A 19,347-nucleotide genomic window follows, 5' to 3' on the forward strand; every position below is an offset into this window, starting at 1 on the left:
AGTTTTTTCTCACAATAGAAAAAGAGACTGAGACTTAGCATTCTCGGCCTCTTCCTTATCTTAAAATGTTCCGATACGGTTGAGTGGCCAGAAACGGAATTTTGCTTCGCCTTTGATTTCGCTGGCCTTGAAGGTACCGACATGGCGGCTGTCGCTAGAGACGAGACGATCGTCACCAAGGAGAAGGTACTCGCCTTGAGGGACTGTAAAGCTGAAGCTGGTATTGGAATTGACATCGACCGTAAAGGCTTGTGCTTTTTGAGCAAGTTCTCTAAAGTAAACTCCTTTGTTTCCTTCGAATCCCTTTCCAGTATAGGTGTTTTGCAACTTTTCTGTTTTGAACAAGTTGAGGTATTCAGCTAGGTAGGGTTCATCTGTTTCTTTATCGTTGATAAAGAGTTTGTCATTTTCGTAGCGGATGGTATCACCAGGCATGCCGATGACCCTTTTGACAATGTCTTTATTTCCGTCTTCCTCATGCGCAACTACAATGTCGAAGCGGTCAATTGGGAGGTGTTTAACAACGAAGAGAACTTCTCCGTCGGCTAGGGTAGGGTCCATAGAGTGTCCTTCCACACGGACATTGCTCCATAGAAAGATGCGGCTAAGACCTACCAGGGCGATAATCAGGAAGAAAACTCCCCATTCTTTTATAAATGATTTTAAATAGTTCATGGTTTACCTCTGTAGAAGTTTTTTTGCTTTTTCAGTGTTTTTAAAATGCAGTTTGGCGCAGAAATGAAGCCCCTTCATACCATAGGCTTGAAGGATTTTGCTTGCAACCTTATCAGATGCAGTTCCAGCGCCACTTGGCAGTTGATAGCCTAGTTCTCGTCCAAGATTTTCCAAGTTTTCAAGGAAGAGATCCCGCGCGATGATGGAGCTAACTGCAACAGCCAGGTATTTGCCCTCAGCTTTTTCTTCCAAAGTGATCTTGTTTGGAAAATGATTGGCTTCTTGCGCCAAGTACTTGTCATAGTTTTTAGGACTTGTAAAAGCATCAATGACGATTTTTTCTGGCTGGACTCCTTTTTGAAGCAGGAGAAAAATAGCCTGATTGTGAAGGGCAACTTTGACAGAAACAGCATTGTAACGCTCTCCGATAACTTCGTTGTACTTGCTCGGTGAAAGGAGGAGCGCTTGGTGCTGGATTTTTTCCTTGAGGATAGGGGCAATCTGACGAATCTTTTGGTCTGTCAGAGTCTTGGAATCCCCCACGCTGAGTTTTCGCAAGAAGTCGTGCTGGTCAGGTGTCACGAAGGAAGCCACGACAGCCAGTCCACCAAAGTAGGAACCATTTCCCACCTCATCAGTCCCAATCATAGGAAAATCTTGACCACTGTTTTCTTGTTGAACTTGATAACCAAAGAAACTAGCGTATTGCTCCGCCATTTCGCCCTGGAGGAGAACTTTTCCAGAAGTATAGATGGAAACCGTTGCCTGAGGCAGGCGCAAAAAATAGCGGATATAGGGATTTTTACTAGGACTGAGAGCCTTCTGATACTGACTTAAAAAGCTCTGAATTTTCTCTTCACTTGGTGTGAGTGTGATACTTGCCATAGTCTCTATTGTACCACAAAAGCAGGAGAATTGGTAAAAACTGACAAAGTTAGCGAAATTTGGTATAATATCGTGAGGTGAATTTTATGGCAAATCTAAATCGATATAAGTTTACATTCGGGAAAAAGACATTAACCTTGACAACCGAGCATGACAACCTCTTTATGGAGGAAATTGCCAAGGTTGCGACTGAAAAATACCAAGCAATTAAAGAACAAATGCCTGGGGCGGATGATGAAACCATTGCGCTTCTTTTGGCGGTCAATTGTCTGTCTACACAACTCAACCGTGAGATTGAATTTGATGACAAGGAGCAAGAGTTGTTAGAACTCCGCCACAAGTTGATTGCTGTCAAACAAGAACAGAGCAAGATTGAGGACTCCCTATGATTTCAATCCTACTCTTATTGGTTCTGGCTTGGGGCTTTTACATCGGCTACCGTAGAGGTTTGGTCCTGCAAGTTTATTATTTCCTCGTGGCAGTGATTTCAGCCTTTGTTGCGGGACAGTTTTATAAATCACTGGGCGATCATTTCCACTTGCTTGTCCCTTATGCCAATCCTCAGGAAGGACAGGGCACCTTTTTCTTCCCTTCAGACCAGCTGTTTCACCTAGACAAGGTCTTTTATGCAGGCCTAGCCTACCTTTTAGTTTTCGGAATTTGTTATAGCATCGGACGTTTTATCGGTTTGTTCCTGCACTTGATTCCAACTAAAAAGCTCGATGTCAAATGGTTGCGTATCGGATCAGGCCTTTTGTCTCTATTGGTAACCTTATTTGTCTTGCAAATGGCTTTGACCATCCTTGCAACAGTGCCTCTGGCAGTCATTCAAAATTCACTCGAAAAAAGTACAGTAGCCAAACACATCATCCAAAGTGTCCCTTTTACGACAAACCTTATCAAACAACTCTGGGTGACAAATTTAATCGGATAAAAAGGGCGGGATTTTTCCTAGCCCTTTGTTTACAGATTGGACGACTAGGTCAAAACCTCTAGTTGCTATAATCTTGTAAACCAGTATACAAGGAAAAAATATGAATACAAAAATACTAGAAACCTTAGAATTTAATAAAATCAAAGCCTTGTTTGAACCACATCTCTTGACAGAACAAGGATTAGAGGAGCTAAAAGGCTTGGCTCCAACTGCTAAGGTGGATAAGATCAAACAAGCCTTTACAGAGATGGAGGAAATGCAAGCTCTATTTGTGGAGCAACCCCACTTTACCATCCTAGCGACGCGTGAGATATCAGCGGTTTGTAAGCGTCTGGAGATGGGAGCAGACCTCAATATCGGGGAGTTCCTGCTCCTCAAACGGGTCTTGCTGGCTAGCAGAGAGTTGCAAAGTTTTTATACCAATCTTGAAAACGTACGCTTGGAGCAGTTGGCGAGATGGTTTGAAAAACTACATGATTTTCCACACTTGCAAGGGAGTCTCCAAGCCCTAAATGATGCAGGATTTATCGAGAATTTTGCCAGCGAAGAACTAGCACGCATTCGTCGAAAAATCCATGATAGCGAGAGTCAAGTTCGAGATGTCTTGCAAGACTTGCTCAAGCAACAATCGCAGATGTTGACGGAAAGCATAATCGCTAGCAGAAATGGCCGTCAAGTCTTACCAGTCAAGAACACCTATCGCAATAAGATTGCAGGTGTTGTCCATGACATCTCTGCCAGTGGGAATACAGTCTATATCGAACCCCGTGAGGTTGTGAAACTGAGCGAAGAAATCGCTAGTCTGCGAGCTGATGAACGCTATGAGATGATTCGCATCCTGCAGGAGCTCTCAGAACGGGTTCGTCCTCATGCTGCTGATATTGCTAATGACGCTTGGATTATCGGCCATCTAGACTTGATTCGTGCCAAGGTGCGTTTCATTCAAGAAAGACAAGCAGTCGTTCCTCAACTTTCAGAGAATCAAGAGATTCAACTCCTTCATGTTCGCCATCCTTTGGTCAAAAATGCAGTGGCAAACGATGTACATTTTGGTAAGGAATTAACGGCCATTGTCATTACAGGTCCCAATACAGGTGGGAAGACCATCATGCTCAAAACCTTGGGTTTGACCCAACTCATGGCCCAGTCAGGCTTGCCCATTTTAGCTGATAAGGGGAGCCGTGTCGGTATTTTTGAAGAAATCTTCGCAGATATTGGAGATGAGCAGTCTATCGAACAAAGCTTGTCTACCTTCTCCAGCCACATGACCAATATCGTAGATATTCTTGGCAAGGTCAACCAACATTCACTCTTACTCTTGGATGAGTTGGGGGCTGGTACAGATCCTCAAGAGGGAGCCGCCCTTGCCATGGCTATTTTGGAGGATCTTCGTTTACGTCAGGTTAAGACCATGGCGACGACCCACTATCCAGAACTCAAGGCCTACGGTATTGAGACAGCCTTTGTGCAAAATGCCAGCATGGAGTTTGATACAGCCAGTCTGCGTCCGACCTATCGCTTTATGCAGGGAGTTCCTGGCCGAAGCAATGCCTTTGAAATTGCTAAACGCCTTGGCTTGTCAGATGTCATCGTCGGAGATGCCAGCCAGCAGGTCAACCAAGATAATGATGTCAACCGCATCATTGAACAATTGGAAGAGCAAACGCTTGAAAGCCGTAAACGCTTGGACAATATCCGTGAGGTAGAGCAAGAAAACCTTAAGATGAACCGAGCACTCAAAAAACTTTACAACGAGCTCAATCGTGAAAAGGAAACTGAGCTTAACAAGGCGCGTGAACAAGCTGCAGAGATTGTGGAACTAGCGCTAAGTGAGAGTGACCAAATCCTGAAAAACCTCCACCGTAAGTCTCAACTCAAACCCCACGAAATCATTGAAGCCAAGGCTGAGCTGAAAAAATTGGCTCCTGAAAAAGTCGACTTGTCTAAAAACAAGGTCCTTCAAAAAGCCAAGAAAAAACGAGCTCCGAAGGTGGGAGATGATATCGTGGTTCTCAGTTATGGCCAACGTGGAACCTTGACCAATCAGCTTAAGGACGGCCGCTGGGAAGCCCAAGTCGGCTTGATCAAGATGACCTTGGAAGAGAAAGAATTTGATCTTGTTCAGGCTCAACAAGAAGCCCCAGTCAAGAAAAAACAAGTCAATGTCGTGAAACGTGCTTCTGGACGTGGTCCGCAAGCAAGACTGGATCTCCGAGGCAAACGGTACGAAGAAGCCATGAATGAGCTGGACGCCTTTATTGACCAAGCCCTGCTTAATAATATGGCTCAGGTAGACATCATCCACGGTATCGGAACGGGAGTCATCCGTGAAGGAGTTACCAAATACCTGCAAAGAAACAAGCATGTCAAGAGTTTCGGCTATGCTCCTCAGAATGCTGGGGGCAGTGGCGCAACCATTGTGACCTTTAAAGGTTAGAAAAAAAGAGTGCTTCTCTTTTTTTGAAAAAGAAGTGAAAATCCATCTTTTTTCAAATAATATATTGACAAAAGCTAACTTTTCTTGTAAAATAATAAAAAATTAAATACCAACACCGAATGAAGTTTAATAGAAGTGGAGAAAGGTTTGTTTTCCATGACTGTAAATGGACGGAACTCTGGAGAGACCGTAAAGGCACCGAAGGGGCAAGGCAGGAAACTGCTCAAACTCTCAGGTAAAAGGACAGAGCTAGGATAGACCGCTTTTTGGCATTTATCTAAGCATTCCAGAGTACATGTATCTTGCATGTGCTCTTTCTTTTGGGGTTGAAAGATAGGAGTAGGACATGTTAGAATTGCTAAAAGCGCTTGATGCTTTCGTTTGGGGACCTCCCCTCTTAATCTTATTGGTCGGAACGGGAATTTATCTGACCATCCGACTAGGGCTTTTGCAGGTGGCTCGTCTCCCTAAGGCCTTTCAGTTGATTTTTACCAAGGACAAGGGACATGGCGATGTGTCGAGCTTTGCAGCTCTTTGTACAGCTCTAGCTGCCACCGTTGGTACGGGAAATATCATCGGAGTTGCGACAGCCATTAAGGTTGGGGGACCAGGTGCCCTCTTTTGGATGTGGATGGCGGCCTTCTTTGGGATGGCAACCAAGTATGCTGAAGGCTTGCTGGCTATCAAGTACCGCACCAAGGATGCAAATGGAGCTGTAGCTGGAGGCCCCATGCACTACATCCTTTTGGGAATGGGAGAAAAGTGGCGTCCACTTGCAATCTTCTTTGCCCTAGCTGGTGTATTGGTAGCCCTTCTGGGGATTGGTACCTTTACCCAAGTCAATTCGATTACAGAATCTATCCAAAATACAGCTCAAATTGATCCAGCTATCACAGCTCTCGTTTTGTCTGTTTTTGTCGCGATTGCAGTCTTTGGTGGACTCAAATCCATTTCCAAGATTTCAACAGCAGTCGTCCCTTTTATGGCTATTGTCTATATTCTGGGAACTCTTACAGTCATTCTCTTTAATATCGAGAAAATTCCAGCCACACTTGCCCTCATCTTTACCTCTGCTTTTAGCCCTGTAGCTGCAGTAGGAGGATTTGCAGGTGCGACTATCCGTACTGCGATTCAAAATGGTGTGGCGCGAGGAGTCTTCTCTAACGAATCTGGTCTTGGTTCAGCTCCGATTGCAGCGGCTGCGGCTAAGACAAATGAGCCTGTTGAGCAAGGCTTGATTTCTATGACAGGGACCTTTATTGATACGTTGATTATCTGTACTCTGACAGGTCTGACAATCTTGGTAACTGGGGTTTGGAGCGGTGATTTGAATGGAGTAGCCCTTACCCAGTCAGCCTTCTCAACAATTTTTTCGCATTTTGGCCCTGCTCTTTTGACCATATTTCTGGTTCTCTTTGCCTTTACGACAATTCTCGGCTGGAATTACTACGGAGAGCGCTGTTTCGAGTTTCTGTTTGGCGTTCGCTTTATCTGGCTCTATCGAGTGGTCTTTGTGCTCATGGTCTTGCTGGGAGGATTTATCGAGTTGGATATGGTTTGGATTATCGCAGACATCGTCAATGCCTTGATGGCTTTACCAAACTTGATTGCCCTCTTAGTCTTGTCGCCAGTCGTCATTGCTGAGACTAAAAAGTATTTTAAACACTAACCCAATCACACTTTTAGTGTGATTTTTTTCATTTCATAGACATTTCCTATCAAGGCGATTGAAAATATATATTATCCAAGTGGAAAATTCTATGATAGACTAAATGACAATAAAATGAAAAGAGGTTTCTTATGACAACATTTACCATCCACACAGTAGAATCAGCACCAGCAGAAGTAAAAGAAGTTCTTGAAACAGTACAAAAAGACAACAACGGCTATATTCCCAACCTAATCGGTCTCTTGGCTAATGCTCCTACCGCGCTTGAAGCCTACCGAACTGTCGGAGCCATCAACCGTCGCAATAGCTTGACACCAGTGGAACGCGAAGTAGTACAAATCACAGCTGCCGTAACCAATGGTTGTGCTTTCTGCGTGGCTGGTCATACCGCCTTTTCGATCAAACAAATCCAGATGAATGATGATCTTCTCCAAGCTCTCCGCAACCGCACTCCGATTGAAACAGATCCAAAACTAGATACTCTAGCTAAGTTTACCTTGGCGGTCATCAATACTAAGGGTCGTGTAGGAGATGAAGCCTTGGCTGAATTTTTGGAAGCTGGCTACACGCAACAAAATGCCTTGGATGTTGTTCTCGGTGTCAGTCTAGCCAGCCTTTGTAACTATGCTAATAACCTAGCCAATACGCCTATTAACCCAGAATTGCAACCCTATGCCTAGTTGGAATCATAAAGAAAAAATGAAGGCTGAGTAAACCAGTCTTCATTTTTCTATGCTATTTTAAGGGCTTTTATGCTATACTAATAATAATATGATTAACGGAGGTTGCCATGAAAAAACTACCCTTGGTATTTTCTGGTTGTTTGTTAGGTTTGGCAGGTGCAGGAAACCTGATTGCGGATACTTGGCCTGTTCTATCGCACTTATTTAGTTTGACTGGATTGGTCTTATGGATCTTCTTTCTCCTTCTTCATCTAAGAAATTGGTCTGAAACCAAGAAAGAATTGACCAGGCCCCCTCTTTTATCTGGGATGGCCACTTTTCCTATGGCTGGGATGATTTTATCGACCTATGTCTTTCGCGTATTCCCTGCTCTTCCTATAGTAGCACAAGGGATCTGGTGGTTTTCATTTCTCTTGGATTTGGCTTTGATTGCTACTTTTACCATCAAATTTGCCTGTCCAGGTCGGAGGGTCAATGCGACTCCTAGCTGGACGGTACTCTATGTGGGGATAGCAGTAGCAGCCTTGACCTATCCTCTTGTCGGAATCATTGAAATTGCCTATGCGACCTTGAGTTTTGGTTTTGTCTTGACCTTCTATCTCTATCCCCTTATTTATAGCGATTTAAAGAAACATCCACTCCCAGTGGCCTTGCTTGGACAGGAAGGAATCTACTGTGCTCCCTTTTCCCTACTCTTAGCTTCTCTAGTTCGAGTTGGAGGAGCAGGCCTACCGACTTGGCTCTTGATTGTCATGATTTTGGCATCTCAGTCCTTCTTTTTCTTTGTGTTGACTCGTCTGCCCAATATTTTAAAACAAGGCTTTCAACCAGCCTTCTCAGCCCTCACCTTCCCAACCATTATCACAGCTACCTCGCTCAAGATGGCTCAGGGAATTTTGAAACTTCCATTTCTGGATTATCTGGTATTGGCTGAAACCGTTATTTGCCTCACTATTTTATTTTTTGTCTTGGTTGGTTATCTGATTTGGTTACGAAAAAAGGTCTAGCTAGAAATAGCTAGGCCTTTTTTTATGGTTTGATAACTTCAGCGCCACCCATGTATGGACGAAGAGCTTCTGGAATGGTTACAGAACCATCTGCGTTTTGATAGTTTTCAAGAATGGCAGCCACTGTACGTCCAACTGCAAGTCCAGAACCATTCAAAGTGTGAAGGAGTTTCACCTTGCCATCTGCTTCATCACGGTAACGGATTTGGGCACGACGGGCTTGGAAATCTTCTGTATTTGAACAGCTTGAGATTTCACGATAGGTATTTTGGGCTGGAATCCAAACTTCCAAGTCGTAAGTCTTAGCAGCTGAGAAGCCCATGTCCCCAGTAGAGAGGGCAACGACACGGTATGGAAGGTTGAGTTTTTGAAGAATATTTTCAGCGTTGGCTGTCATTTTTTCTAATTCTTCATAAGATTCTTCTGGTTTGGCAAATTTGACCATTTCAACCTTATGGAATTGGTGTAGACGAATCAAGCCACGTGTATCACGACCTGCAGAACCAGCCTCAGAACGGAAAGATGGACTCATAGCGGTAAAGTAGATTGGTAGGTCTTTACCGTCAAGGATTTCATCACGGTAGTAGTTTGTCAAAGGCACTTCAGCTGTAGGAATGAGGACATAATTAGTGTCTTTCAATTCAAAAGTGTCTTCCTTGAATTTTGGATATTGACCAGTACCAAACATAGAGTCATGGTTAACAATGTAAGGTGTGATAACTTCCGTATAGCCTTCTTTACCATGCTCATCCAACATAAAGTTGTAGATAGCACGTTCCAAACGAGCCCCAAGTCCTTTATAGAAGAGGAAACGAGCGCCCGTTACTTTACCGCCACGTTCCCAGTCAAGGATACCCAAGTCTTCACCAAGATCCCAGTGAGCTTTTGGCTCGAAGTCAAACTCGCGTGGAGTACCCCAACGGCGAACTTCCACATTGTCATCTTCGTCAGCCCCAACAGGAACGCTGTCAGCAGGGATGTTTGGAAGAGTAGTGGTAAATTCTGTCAATTTAGCATCGATGTCCGCCAATTCAGCATCCAAGGCTTTGACTTCAGCAGATAGGGTTTGCATCGCAGCAATCTTGTCATCGGCATTTTCCTTGTTGCGCTTAGCTTGGGCAATCTCAGCAGAAACTGTGTTACGTTCTGCTTTTAGAGTTTCAACCTTGACCAAGATGTCACGACGTTTAGCATCGATTTCTTTCATCTCATTTAAGATAGCAGCATCTACACCACGTGTAGCTAATTTTTTAGCGACAGCATCAAAATCTGTGCGAATACGTTTAATATCTAACATAAGAACTCCTTTATGAAAAAAGCACACCTGACAAAGTGTTGGAGTGGCAGGGCCACGGTTCCATCCAACTTCACAGGTGTGCACTTGATTGTGTATGTAATTGTTGATAACGGTAGAATTTCACCCATCCCTCCTATCTGCTCGCAGCACCCGCAGACTTTCTGAAAGAAGGAGATAACCTACTTATCCGTTGCTATGATTATACTAAAGTTTCTACTTTTTTGCAAATAGATTTTTAAATTTTTGACCAATGGTCTGAATCAAAGTAGGAAGTTTGACAACCTTGTCGTTTCCTAATTTTTCACGAGCGATTTTGAGGATAGCTCCAGAGTCTTTTGAAGCAAAAAGGAATTTTCCTTGATCAGTGAAGACTTCAAAGTGGCGGCTGATCTTGCGACCACTTACGTTGGCTCCGATTTGCTGAATGCTGGACCAGGGGATTTGGATATATTGTTCGACATTGACATCAGGATAAAACTCTAAGGCTTGATCCCCAACTAGAAATTTTCCAACTTTTCCAGAGATAGAGAGGTAAGATGTCCCAGTAGTTTGGAGGTCAATGACTTGATTGAGTGATTGGGCCATGATTAGTCTTCCTTACTTTCACCGAAAAAGGCATGATAGAGAGCCTTGATAGCTGCTTTTTCTTGCTCTTTATTGACAACAAACATGATGGAAACTTCACTTGAACCTTGGGACATCATCTGGATGTTGATTTTATTCTCAGACAAAGCACGTGTTGCAGTAGCAGTTACCCCGATATGGCTCTTCATCTTTTCTCCAACAATCATAATGATGGAAAGGTCATGTTCGATTTCAGCATGGTCCACTTCAGCCTTTTGAACGAGTTGACGTAGGATTTCTTCTTCTTTGATAGGAGTTAATTCACGGGAGCGGAGGATGATTGAAAGATCGTCAATACCTGTAGGCATGTGTTCCCAACCGATGTTGAGGTCCTCAAGGATTTGCAGAACCTTGCGACCAAACCCGACTTCGCGGTTCATGAGGTATTTTGACATGTTGATGCTGACGAATCCTGAGTCACCTGCAATCCCTACTACTGGGAATTTATCACTACTGTGTTCTAAAACAATGCGCGTACCTGGGTGGTCAGGGTTGTTGGTATTCTTGATGACAAGAGGAATTTTTCCTCGGTAGGCAGGAAGAAGGGCTTCGTCATGAAGGACTGAAAATCCAGCGTAAGCCAACTCACGCATTTCACGGTAGGTTAATTCAGGAATGGAGTGTGGTTGGTGGATAATACCAGGATGGGCAGCAAAGATACCATCTACGTCTGTAAAGTTTTCATAGAGATCAGCCTTAACACCTGCTGCAATGATAGAACCTGTGATATCTGAACCTCCACGTGAAAAAGTGCAGATTTGATTTTCCTTAGTCACACCAAAGAAACCAGGGATGACAAGGACTTCGGTGCTATCAGCCAAGCCTTCAATCTTGTCATAACTAGATGGGATGATGCGTGCGTTTCCAGGTTCACTTGTGACAACAATTCCAGCTTCTCTTGGGTGAACATAGCGTGCATCGATACCGTTTTGGTTAAAGTAGGCTGCAATGAGTTTGGCATTGTTATTTTCTCCAGCCGCTAGGAAGGTATCATAGAGGAATTCATTGTCCTCTATAGGAAGAGTTGCCAAGGCCCGAATGCTTTTAGAGATTTTTTCTAAAACAGCAGGTTTTAACCCAAGTTCACTAACCATAGCGGCATAACGGTCAATGATCCAGCTTTGGCTAGCACTGATGTCATTTCCAGCCACATAGTCACGATAGTATTTGATCAAGGCATCAGTTACCTTGGTATCTTCAGCATTGCGTTTGCCGGGTGCAGAAACGACTACAAAACGGCGTTCTTTATCACTTTTAACGATGTTTAAGACTTTTTCTAACTGACCAGCAGAGGCAAGCGAGCTTCCACCAAATTTTACAACCTTCATAAGGACTCCTCAAGTAAGTGTTTTATACGATTATAGCAGAAAGAGGGGCATTTTTCAATGACGAAAATAACTTCCTATTATAATAGAAGAAAACACTAACTTATTCTGAAAAGCGATAACGATTTAAAAGTAAGAGTGTCAAATTTTACTCACACTCATAAATGATGGGTAAATAATCAGCTGAGACACTTTCCTTTAGTTTTTCCTTGCCTCTTTATCCAAAAAAAGGTATACTTTGATGATAAAACAATTTCATTGCCTTATAAAAGAAAAGGAGAAGCTATGAATCATATCTTATATCAGATCGTAGATGATCTGGCTATCATTACTTTGAATCGTCCCGAAGTGGCAAATGGTTTTCATATCCCAATGTGTGAGGAAATTTTAGAAGCTTTGACCCTAGCGGATCAGGATCAAGCTGTGCAGTTCATCTTGATTAATGCGAATGGGAAGGTCTTTTCAGTTGGGGGAGACTTGGTTGAGATGAAGCGAGCAGTAGATGAAGATGATATCCCTTCTTTGAATAAGATTGCAGAATTAGTCAATACAATTTCTTTTAAAATCAAGCAAATTCCTAAACCTGTTTTGATGGAGGTAGATGGAGCGGTCGCTGGTGCTGCAGCAAATATGGCAGTAGCAGTTGATTTCTGTTTGGCGACTGACAAGGCAAAATTTATCCAAGCCTTTGTCGGAGTGGGCTTGGCGCCAGACGCTGGTGGGATTCATCTCTTGAGTCGTAGTATTGGGGTAACACGGGCTGCACAACTTGCTATGACAGGTGAAGCCTTAACTGCTGAAAAAGCGCTAGAATGGGGCGTGGTATACCGTGTTTGTGAAGTTGACAAATTAGAAAAAACAAGAGAACAAGTTCTGAAAAAATTAAGAAGAGGTTCAGCAAACTCATACGCAGCGATTAAAAAGTTAGTTTGGGAAAGTCAATTTAAGGATTGGCAGAATTATGCTGAATTAGAATTGAAATTACAAGAATCGTTATCTTTAACTGAAGATTTTAAAGAAGGGGTTCGTGCACATTCTGAAAGAAGAAGACCGAAATTTACAGGAATGTAAAAAAATACTTGCACAATTTTTTGAAGTTTGTTATACTTCTTTTATCAAATGTTTTGATTGTAAAAGCTTTTTGAGGGGGAGGGAAACGATTTGGACTACCAACAAGTAAATGATTATCTAACATCTATTTTTAATAACGTCCTTGTGATTGAGGAGGTTAGCTTACGAGGTAGTCGATTCAAAGACATCTCCATCAAAGAAATGCACACGATCGATGTGATTGGGAAGTTCCCGGAGGCAACGCCAAGTAAGGTTTCCAAAGAACTGATGGTAACTCTTGGAACAGTGACGACGAGTTTGAATAACCTGGAGAGAAAAGGTTATATTGAGCGTATTCGTTCTGACCAAGACCGTCGAGTGGTCTATCTGCATTTGACAAAGAAAGGTCGTTTGGTTCACCGCCTTCATAAACGATTCCACAAGGCTATGGTCGAAAAAATCATCGATGGCATGAGCCCTGAGGAAAAAGAAGTCATGGGCAGAGGCTTAACGAAACTTTATCAATTTTTGGAGGATTTGAAATAATGGCTTTTGCAAAGATAAGCCAGGTTGCTCATTATGTTCCAGAGCAAGTGGTCACTAATCATGACTTAGCCCAAATCATGGACACAAGCGATGAGTGGATTTCAAGTCGGACAGGAATTAAACAGAGACATATTTCAAAAACAGAGTCTACAAGTGACTTGGCGACAGAAGTTGCTAAGAGCTTGCTGGCTAAAGGGAGCTTAACAGCGGATCAGATTGATTTTATCATTGTAGCGACGATTACCCCAGACTCGATGATGCCTTCCACAGCAGCTCGAGTTCAGGCAAATATCGGAGCGCACAGAGCTTTCGCCTTTGATCTGACAGCAGCTTGCAGTGGCTTTGTATTCGCTCTCTCAACTGCAGAAAAGTTTTTAAGTTCTGGACAGTTCAAAAAAGGGATTGTTATCGGGGCTGAAACCTTATCCAAGGCAGTTGATTGGTCAGATCGTTCGACAGCTGTTCTCTTTGGAGATGGAGCTGGTGGGGTTCTCTTGGAAGCGAGCGAAACACGGCACTTCCTTGTGGAAAGTCTCTATACAGATGGCTCTCGGAGCGAGTGTTTGACCTATGGTCAAACGGCTTTGGCTTCTCCTTTCTCGGATCAAGAAGCAGTTCCTGCTTTTTTGAAGATGGATGGACGAGCAGTTTTTGATTTTGCAAATCGTGATGTTGCTAGATCAATCAAAGAAACCATTGAAAATGGTCCAATCGCAGCATCGGAATTGGATTATCTCTTGCTTCATCAGGCAAATATCCGCATTTTGGATAAGATGGCTAAGAAGATCGGTGTAGACCGAGACAAGCTTCCTGCCAATATGATGGAGTATGGAAATACCAGTGCAGCAAGTATCCCGATTTTGCTCTCAGAGTGTGTGGAAAATGGCATGATTCGTTTAGATGGTAGCCAGACGATTCTCCTATCAGGCTTCGGTGGAGGTTTGACATGGGGCACACTCATTCTTACAATCTAGGTAATCATGTGGTAAACACATAGTTATAAATTTTTTATATTTTAAAGGAGTCCTATCATGGCAGTATTTGAAAAAGTACAAGAAATTATCGTTGAAGAACTTGGGAAAGACGCATCAGAAGTAACACTTGAATCTACTTTTGATGATTTGGATGCAGATTCATTGGACTTGTTCCAAGTAATCTCTGAAATCGAAGATGCTTTCGATATCCAAATCGAAGCAGAAGATAACTTGAAAACAGTTGGTGACTTGGTTGCCTACGTTGAAGAGCAAACAAAATAATTAACATATTACTAGAAGGAGTAGGGGAAACCCACTCCCTCTTGTTTAGGTAATAGTTTGAAACTCAAATGATAAACTCATCGAACTATTACGTAAGCAAAGAATGATGGAGGCACTATGAAAACACGTATTACAGAATTATTGAACATTGATTATCCTATTTTTCAAGGAGGAATGGCCTGGGTTGCTGATGGTGACTTGGCTGGTGCAGTATCAAAAGCTGGTGGTCTAGGGATCATCGGTGGTGGGAATGCACCTAAAGAGGTCGTAAAGGCTAATATCGATAAAATCAAATCACTTACGGACAAACCTTTTGGTGTTAACATCATGCTCTTGTCACCTTTTGTAGAAGACATCGTTGATCTCGTGATTGAAGAAGGGGTCAAGGTGGTGACAACTGGTGCAGGAAATCCAAGTAAATACATGACTCGTTTCCATGATGCAGGAATTACAGTTATTCCTGTTGTTCCAAGTGTTGCTTTGGCAAAACGCATGGAAAAAATTGGTGCAGATGCAGTTATTGCAGAGGGAATGGAAGCCGGTGGGCATATTGGTAAATTAACGACGATGACCTTGGTTCGCCAAGTTGCTGCAGCTGTTTCAATTCCAGTTATCGCAGCTGGAGGAATTGCGGATGGTGAAGGTGTCGCTGCAGGCTTTATGCTTGGTGCTGAGGCCGTTCAAGTTGGTACGCGTTTCGTGGTAGCTAAGGAATCTAACGCCCATCCAAAATACAAGGAAAAAATCTTAAAAGCGCGTGACATCGATACGACTATTTCAGCTCAACACTTTGGTCATGCTGTTCGTGCCATTAAAAATCAGTTAACACGTGACTTTGAGCAGGCTGAAAAAGATGCCTTTAAACAAGAAAATCCAGATTTAGAAATCTTTGAACAAATGGGAGCTGGTGCTCTTGCTAAAGCCGTTGTTCATGGAGATGTAGAAGGTGGATCTGTCATGGCAGGTCAGATTGCTGGCTTGGTTTCTAAAGAGGAAACTGTCGAAGAAATCTTAAAAGATCTATACTATGGCGCAGCCAAAAAAATTCAAGAAGAAGCCTCTCGTTGGGCAGGAGTTGTAAGAAATGACTAAAACAGCCTTTCTATTTGCCGGTCAAGGTGCTCAATATCTTGGGATGGGACGAGACCTCTATGAACACTATCCTATTGTCAAGGAAACCATTGATCAAGCTAGTCAAGTACTGGGTTATGACCTTCGTGACTTGATTGATAAGGAAGAAACAAAGTTAAACCAGACTCGTTATACACAGCCAGCTATTTTGGCGACCTCGGTTTCTATTTACCGACTATTGAAAGAAAAGGGTTATCAGCCGGATATGGTAGCAGGATTGTCTCTTGGTGAATATTCTGCTCTTGTAGCAAGCGGTGCCTTGGACTTTGAAGAGGCAGTTGCCTTGGTTGCTAAGCGCGGGGCTTATATGGAAGAGGCGGCGCCTGCTGGTTCAGGCAAGATGGTAGCCGTCCTCAATACTCCAGTAGATGTGATAGAGGAAGCTTGCAAAACTGCTTCTGAAGTCGGTATAGTCACTCCAGCTAACTACAATACTCCAAGCCAAATCGTCATTGGTGGTGAGGTGGCTGCAGTTGACCGTGCGGTCCAACTCTTGCAGGAAGCAGGAGCCAAACGATTGATTCCTTTAAATGTATCTGGTCCTTTCCATACAGCTCTTCTTGAGCCAGCCAGTCAGCAACTAGCTGGAGCTCTTGAAGGAGTGAGTTTCTCTGACTTTACTTGCCCACTAGTCGGCAATACGGAAGCTGCTGTTATGGAAAAAGGTCGAATCCAAGAGCTTTTGACGCGTCAGGTCAAAGAACCTGTTCGTTTTTATGAAAGTATTGCTGTGATGCAGGATGCTGGGGTAACCAACTTTATTGAAATTGGTCCTGGAAAGGTCCTGTCAGGCTTTGTCAAAAAAATCGATAAAACAGCTCAGCTAGCTAACGTTGAAGACCAAGCAAGCTTGGATGCTTTGTTAGGAAACTAATGATCCCTTCTCCCACAAAATACAACAGGAAACAGGAGAAATAGAATGCAACTTACAAACAAAAATGTCTTTGTAACAGGTTCAAGTCGTGGCATCGGACTTGCCATTGCTCACAAATTTGCCCACCTAGGCGCTAATGTAGTCTTGAATAGTCGAGGAGCAATCTCAGAAGAATTGCTGGCTGAGTTTTCAAACTACGGCGTCAAAGTAGTACCGATCTCAGGTGATGTTTCAGACTTTGCAGATGCCAAGCGTATGGTAGATCAAGCGATTGCAGAACTCGGTTCTGTCGATGTCTTGGTCAACAATGCTGGGATCACTCAAGATACGCTTATGCTCAAGATGACCGAAGAAGACTTTGAAAAAGTGATTAAGATCAACTTGACAGGTGCCTTCAACATGACGCAAGCAGTATTGAAACAGATGATCAAGGCACGTGAAGGTGCGATTATTAACATGTCTAGTGTGGTCGGTTTGATGGGAAATATCGGACAAGCCAACTATGCAGCTTCTAAAGCAGGTTTGATTGGTTTTACCAAGTCAGTTGCACGTGAAGTTGCCAATCGCAACGTACGCGTAAATGCTCTTGCACCAGGGATGATCGAGTCAGATATGACTGCTGTTTTGTCTGATAAGGTTAAGGAAGCGACATTGGCCCAAATCCCAATGAAACAGTTCGGTCAAGCAGAACATATCGCAGATGCTACAGTGTTCCTGGCTGGACAGGATTATTTGACTGGACAAGTTCTCGCAGTTGATGGCGGACTTAGCATGTAAAAAATAAGGAAAGATATAGGTAAGACAGATGAAACTAAATCGAGTTGTAGTAACAGGTTACGGATTGACCTCTCCTATCGGAAATACTCCAGAAGAATTTTGGAACAGTTTGCAAACTGGGAAGATTGGAATTGGAGAAATCACTAAGTTTGACCACAGCGAATTTGCTGTGCACAATGCGGCAGAAGTTCAAGATTTCCCATTTGATAAATACTTTGTCAAAAAAGATACCAACCGTTTTGACAACTATTCTTTGTATGCCTTGTATGCGGCTCAAGAAGCGGTGACAAATGCAAATCTTGATGTAGAAGCAATTGATAAAGATCGCTTTGGTGTCATCGTGGCTTCTGGTATTGGGGGAATTAAAGAAATCGAAGATCAGGTTATCCGTCTTCATGAAAAAGGTCCAAAACGCGTTAAACCAATGACACTTCCAAAAGCCTTGCCAAATATGGCTTCAGGAAATGTTGCCATGCGTTTCGGAGCAAACGGTATCTGTAAATCAATCAATACAGCCTGCGCCTCATCAAATGATGCCATCGGAGATGCCTTCCGTTCTATCAAGTTTGGTTTCCAAGATGTCATGTTAGTTGGTGGATCAGAATCATCTATCACTCCTTTTGCCATCGCTGGTTTCCAAGCATTGACTGCCCTATCAACTACAGAGGATCCAACTCGTGCTTCTATCCCATTTGACAAAGACCGTAATGGTTTTGTGATGGGAGAAGGTTCAGGTATGTTGGTTCTTGAAAGTCTTGAACATGCTGAAAAACGTGGCGCAACTATCTTGGCTGAAGTAGTTGGCTACGGTAATACCTGTGATGCTTACCACATGACTTCACCTCATCCAGAGGGTCAAGGTGCTATTAAGGCTATGAAGTTGGCTTTGGAAGAAGCAGAAATTTCTCCAGAGCAAGTGGCTTACGTCAATGCCCACGGAACTTCAACTCCTGCTAATGAAAAAGGAGAAAGTGGTGCGATCGTAGCTGTTCTTGGTAAAGAAGTACCTGTATCTTCAACTAAGTCCTTTACAGGACACTTGCTTGGTGCTGCAGGGGCGGTAGAAGCCATCGCTACCATCGAAGCTATGCGTCATAACTTTGTACCAATGACGGCTGGAACAAGTGAGTTATCAGACTATATCGAAGCGAATGTCGTTTATGGACAAGGCTTGGAGCAAGAAATCCCTTATGCTATTTCAAACACTTTTGGTTTTGGTGGACACAATGCGGTTCTTGCTTTCAAACGTTGGGAGAATAAATAATTATGAATTTAAATGAAATCAAGGACTTGATGGCTCAATTTGACCAATCAAGTTTGAGAGAATTTTCTTATAAAAATGGAACGGACGAATTGCAGTTTAGTAAGAATGAAGCAAGAATGGCTTCTGAAGCATCAGCTCAAGTTGCTCCAGCGCCAGCTGCAGTGGCTCCTAGTCCAGTAGTTTCTGCCCCTTCAACTCCAGTAGAGAGTGCAGTGGAAGAAGCTCCAGCACCAGCTGAAACGACTGTTGCTCCAGAGGGTGATGTCGTTGAAAGTCCACTTGTAGGGGTGGCTTACTTGGCCGCTGGACCAGATAAACCTGCCTTTGTCACAGTTGGAGACAGTGTTAAAAAAGGTCAGACTTTGGTGATCATCGAAGCCATGAAGGTCATGAATGAAATTCCTGCACCTAAGGATGGTGTGGTGACAGAAATTCTCGTTTCAAATGAAGAAATGGTTGAGTTCGGTAAAGGATTGGTACGCATCAAATGATCGATATTCAAGGAATCAAAGAAGCTCTACCCCATCGCTACCCCATGCTCCTAGTGGATCGTGTCTTGGAAGTGAGCGAGGATACCATTGTTGCCATTAAAAATGTGACCATCAACGAACCTTTCTTCAATGGTCATTTTCCACAATACCCAGTCATGCCAGGTGTTCTTATCATGGAAGCCTTGGCTCAGACTGCTGGTGTCTTGGAATTGTCTAAGCCTGAAAACAAAGGAAAGCTGGTCTTCTATGCTGGCATGGATAAGGTTAAGTTCAAGAAGCAAGTTGTACCAGGTGACCAATTAGTCATGACGGCTACTTTTGTTAAACGTCGTGGTACGATTGCTGTGGTTGAAGCAAAGGCTGAAGTAGATGGTAAGCTTGCAGCGAGTGGTACTCTTACCTTTGCAATTGGAAACTAAGGA

The 19,347-nt window shown here is 43.2% G+C and carries 21 protein-coding genes and 1 riboswitch; of the genes, 16 read left to right on the top strand and 5 right to left on the bottom strand.

Annotation, left to right across the window (positions count from 1 at the left end; all coding sequences use genetic code 11):
- Positions 1-60: 60 nt before the first annotated feature.
- Positions 61-675, bottom strand: coding sequence for a signal peptidase I (gene lepB, locus P8P68_RS08895; protein ID WP_001108430.1), 615 nt, complete (start codon positions 673-675; stop codon positions 61-63).
- Between the two features lie 3 nt (positions 676-678).
- The gene (rnhC, locus tag P8P68_RS08900) at positions 679-1,560 is read right to left on the bottom strand and encodes a ribonuclease HIII (protein WP_278275892.1); all 882 of its coding nucleotides are present in this window, start codon (positions 1,558-1,560) and stop codon (positions 679-681) included.
- An 86-nt stretch (positions 1,561-1,646) separates the two neighbouring features.
- Here rnhC and zapA point away from each other — a divergent pair, with 86 nt between their 5' ends.
- The 6 genes from zapA to P8P68_RS08930 all read left to right on the top strand — a co-directional run bounded on the left by zapA (position 1,647) and on the right by P8P68_RS08930 (position 8,290).
- A complete protein-coding gene (gene zapA / locus P8P68_RS08905) occupies positions 1,647-1,949 on the top strand; it encodes a cell division protein ZapA (protein ID WP_000002028.1) in 303 nt (100 codons plus the stop codon).
- Positions 1,946-2,494 (top strand): CvpA family protein, encoded by a 549-nt coding sequence (locus tag P8P68_RS08910; RefSeq protein WP_049479296.1) that lies wholly within the window; start codon positions 1,946-1,948, stop codon positions 2,492-2,494. The genes zapA and P8P68_RS08910 overlap by 4 nt, the downstream gene beginning before the upstream one ends.
- A gap of 100 nt (positions 2,495-2,594) precedes the next feature.
- Positions 2,595-4,931, top strand: a complete 2,337-nt coding sequence (locus P8P68_RS08915) for an endonuclease MutS2 (RefSeq protein ID WP_278275893.1) — start codon at positions 2,595-2,597, stop codon at positions 4,929-4,931.
- Positions 4,932-5,099: 168 nt separating this feature from the next.
- A riboswitch (glycine riboswitch) is annotated at positions 5,100-5,188 on the top strand.
- 89 nt (positions 5,189-5,277) lie between these two features.
- Positions 5,278-6,600 carry a sodium:alanine symporter family protein gene (locus tag P8P68_RS08920; RefSeq protein ID WP_084944336.1) on the top strand — a complete coding sequence of 441 codons (1,323 nt, stop codon included), beginning with the start codon at positions 5,278-5,280 and terminating at the stop codon, positions 6,598-6,600.
- Between the two features lie 131 nt (positions 6,601-6,731).
- Entirely contained in the window at positions 6,732-7,280 is a 549-nt protein-coding gene (locus P8P68_RS08925; protein ID WP_000206774.1) for a carboxymuconolactone decarboxylase family protein, read from the top strand.
- A gap of 110 nt (positions 7,281-7,390) precedes the next feature.
- Positions 7,391-8,290 (top strand): TDT family transporter, encoded by a 900-nt coding sequence (locus P8P68_RS08930; RefSeq protein ID WP_278275894.1) that lies wholly within the window; start codon positions 7,391-7,393, stop codon positions 8,288-8,290.
- A 22-nt stretch (positions 8,291-8,312) separates the two neighbouring features.
- On the opposite strand, the gene serS is transcribed toward P8P68_RS08930, so the two are convergent.
- From serS to P8P68_RS08945, 3 genes are all read right to left on the bottom strand, one after another.
- Positions 8,313-9,587, bottom strand: coding sequence for a serine--tRNA ligase (gene serS / locus P8P68_RS08935; RefSeq protein ID WP_278275895.1), 1,275 nt, complete (start codon positions 9,585-9,587; stop codon positions 8,313-8,315).
- Positions 9,588-9,800: 213 nt separating this feature from the next.
- Positions 9,801-10,172, bottom strand: coding sequence for a DUF956 family protein (locus P8P68_RS08940; protein WP_000079378.1), 372 nt, complete (start codon positions 10,170-10,172; stop codon positions 9,801-9,803).
- A gap of 2 nt (positions 10,173-10,174) precedes the next feature.
- Entirely contained in the window at positions 10,175-11,539 is a 1,365-nt protein-coding gene (locus tag P8P68_RS08945; RefSeq protein WP_000869637.1) for an aspartate kinase, read from the bottom strand.
- Between the two features lie 282 nt (positions 11,540-11,821).
- On the opposite strand from P8P68_RS08945, the gene P8P68_RS08950 reads away from it, so the two are divergent.
- The 10 genes from P8P68_RS08950 to fabZ all read left to right on the top strand — a co-directional run bounded on the left by P8P68_RS08950 (position 11,822) and on the right by fabZ (position 19,344).
- A complete protein-coding gene (locus P8P68_RS08950) occupies positions 11,822-12,607 on the top strand; it encodes an enoyl-CoA hydratase (RefSeq protein WP_042902828.1) in 786 nt (261 codons plus the stop codon).
- A gap of 90 nt (positions 12,608-12,697) precedes the next feature.
- Positions 12,698-13,132, top strand: coding sequence for a MarR family transcriptional regulator (locus tag P8P68_RS08955; protein WP_000386334.1), 435 nt, complete (start codon positions 12,698-12,700; stop codon positions 13,130-13,132).
- Entirely contained in the window at positions 13,132-14,106 is a 975-nt protein-coding gene (locus tag P8P68_RS08960; protein WP_000852970.1) for a beta-ketoacyl-ACP synthase III, read from the top strand. Before P8P68_RS08955 ends, P8P68_RS08960 begins: the two co-directional genes overlap by 1 nt.
- Before the next feature lie 57 nt (positions 14,107-14,163).
- Positions 14,164-14,388 carry an acyl carrier protein gene (locus P8P68_RS08965; RefSeq protein WP_000257840.1) on the top strand — a complete coding sequence of 75 codons (225 nt, stop codon included), beginning with the start codon at positions 14,164-14,166 and terminating at the stop codon, positions 14,386-14,388.
- A 117-nt stretch (positions 14,389-14,505) separates the two neighbouring features.
- Positions 14,506-15,480 (top strand): enoyl-[acyl-carrier-protein] reductase FabK, encoded by a 975-nt coding sequence (gene fabK, locus P8P68_RS08970; protein ID WP_000857452.1) that lies wholly within the window; start codon positions 14,506-14,508, stop codon positions 15,478-15,480.
- Positions 15,473-16,393: an ACP S-malonyltransferase gene (gene fabD / locus P8P68_RS08975; protein WP_000167654.1), complete on the top strand. Its 921-nt coding sequence runs from the start codon at positions 15,473-15,475 to the stop codon at positions 16,391-16,393. The genes fabK and fabD overlap by 8 nt, the downstream gene beginning before the upstream one ends.
- 45 nt (positions 16,394-16,438) lie before the next feature.
- Entirely contained in the window at positions 16,439-17,170 is a 732-nt protein-coding gene (fabG, locus tag P8P68_RS08980; protein WP_278275896.1) for a 3-oxoacyl-[acyl-carrier-protein] reductase, read from the top strand.
- A gap of 28 nt (positions 17,171-17,198) precedes the next feature.
- The gene (gene fabF, locus P8P68_RS08985) at positions 17,199-18,434 is read left to right on the top strand and encodes a beta-ketoacyl-ACP synthase II (RefSeq protein WP_000774051.1); all 1,236 of its coding nucleotides are present in this window, start codon (positions 17,199-17,201) and stop codon (positions 18,432-18,434) included.
- Positions 18,435-18,436: 2 nt separating this feature from the next.
- Complete coding sequence (gene accB / locus P8P68_RS08990; RefSeq protein WP_001052304.1) at positions 18,437-18,925, top strand: acetyl-CoA carboxylase biotin carboxyl carrier protein; 489 nt, start codon at positions 18,437-18,439, stop codon at positions 18,923-18,925.
- Positions 18,922-19,344 carry a 3-hydroxyacyl-ACP dehydratase FabZ gene (fabZ, locus tag P8P68_RS08995; RefSeq protein WP_000565515.1) on the top strand — a complete coding sequence of 141 codons (423 nt, stop codon included), beginning with the start codon at positions 18,922-18,924 and terminating at the stop codon, positions 19,342-19,344. Before accB ends, fabZ begins: the two co-directional genes overlap by 4 nt.
- Positions 19,345-19,347 lie beyond the last annotated feature (3 nt).

It is taken from the genome of Streptococcus sp. D7B5 (assembly GCF_029691405.1).
Taxonomy (GTDB): Bacteria; Bacillota; Bacilli; order Lactobacillales; family Streptococcaceae; genus Streptococcus.

What these genes read in the sequence shown, in the direction of transcription:
- lepB (WP_001108430.1), bottom strand. Translation starts at nt 675, where the DNA reads ATGAACTATTTAAAATCATTTATAAAAGAATGGGGAGTTTTCTTCCTG.
- rnhC (WP_278275892.1), bottom strand. Translation starts at nt 1,560, where the DNA reads ATGGCAAGTATCACACTCACACCAAGTGAAGAGAAAATTCAGAGCTTT.
- zapA (WP_000002028.1), top strand. Translation starts at nt 1,647, where the DNA reads ATGGCAAATCTAAATCGATATAAGTTTACATTCGGGAAAAAGACATTA.
- P8P68_RS08910 (WP_049479296.1), top strand. Translation starts at nt 1,946, where the DNA reads ATGATTTCAATCCTACTCTTATTGGTTCTGGCTTGGGGCTTTTACATC.
- P8P68_RS08915 (WP_278275893.1), top strand. Translation starts at nt 2,595, where the DNA reads ATGAATACAAAAATACTAGAAACCTTAGAATTTAATAAAATCAAAGCC.
- P8P68_RS08920 (WP_084944336.1), top strand. Translation starts at nt 5,278, where the DNA reads ATGTTAGAATTGCTAAAAGCGCTTGATGCTTTCGTTTGGGGACCTCCC.
- P8P68_RS08925 (WP_000206774.1), top strand. Translation starts at nt 6,732, where the DNA reads ATGACAACATTTACCATCCACACAGTAGAATCAGCACCAGCAGAAGTA.
- P8P68_RS08930 (WP_278275894.1), top strand. Translation starts at nt 7,391, where the DNA reads ATGAAAAAACTACCCTTGGTATTTTCTGGTTGTTTGTTAGGTTTGGCA.
- serS (WP_278275895.1), bottom strand. Translation starts at nt 9,587, where the DNA reads ATGTTAGATATTAAACGTATTCGCACAGATTTTGATGCTGTCGCTAAA.
- P8P68_RS08940 (WP_000079378.1), bottom strand. Translation starts at nt 10,172, where the DNA reads ATGGCCCAATCACTCAATCAAGTCATTGACCTCCAAACTACTGGGACA.
- P8P68_RS08945 (WP_000869637.1), bottom strand. Translation starts at nt 11,539, where the DNA reads ATGAAGGTTGTAAAATTTGGTGGAAGCTCGCTTGCCTCTGCTGGTCAG.
- P8P68_RS08950 (WP_042902828.1), top strand. Translation starts at nt 11,822, where the DNA reads ATGAATCATATCTTATATCAGATCGTAGATGATCTGGCTATCATTACT.
- P8P68_RS08960 (WP_000852970.1), top strand. Translation starts at nt 13,132, where the DNA reads ATGGCTTTTGCAAAGATAAGCCAGGTTGCTCATTATGTTCCAGAGCAA.
- P8P68_RS08965 (WP_000257840.1), top strand. Translation starts at nt 14,164, where the DNA reads ATGGCAGTATTTGAAAAAGTACAAGAAATTATCGTTGAAGAACTTGGG.
- fabK (WP_000857452.1), top strand. Translation starts at nt 14,506, where the DNA reads ATGAAAACACGTATTACAGAATTATTGAACATTGATTATCCTATTTTT.
- fabD (WP_000167654.1), top strand. Translation starts at nt 15,473, where the DNA reads ATGACTAAAACAGCCTTTCTATTTGCCGGTCAAGGTGCTCAATATCTT.
- fabG (WP_278275896.1), top strand. Translation starts at nt 16,439, where the DNA reads ATGCAACTTACAAACAAAAATGTCTTTGTAACAGGTTCAAGTCGTGGC.
- fabF (WP_000774051.1), top strand. Translation starts at nt 17,199, where the DNA reads ATGAAACTAAATCGAGTTGTAGTAACAGGTTACGGATTGACCTCTCCT.
- accB (WP_001052304.1), top strand. Translation starts at nt 18,437, where the DNA reads ATGAATTTAAATGAAATCAAGGACTTGATGGCTCAATTTGACCAATCA.
- fabZ (WP_000565515.1), top strand. Translation starts at nt 18,922, where the DNA reads ATGATCGATATTCAAGGAATCAAAGAAGCTCTACCCCATCGCTACCCC.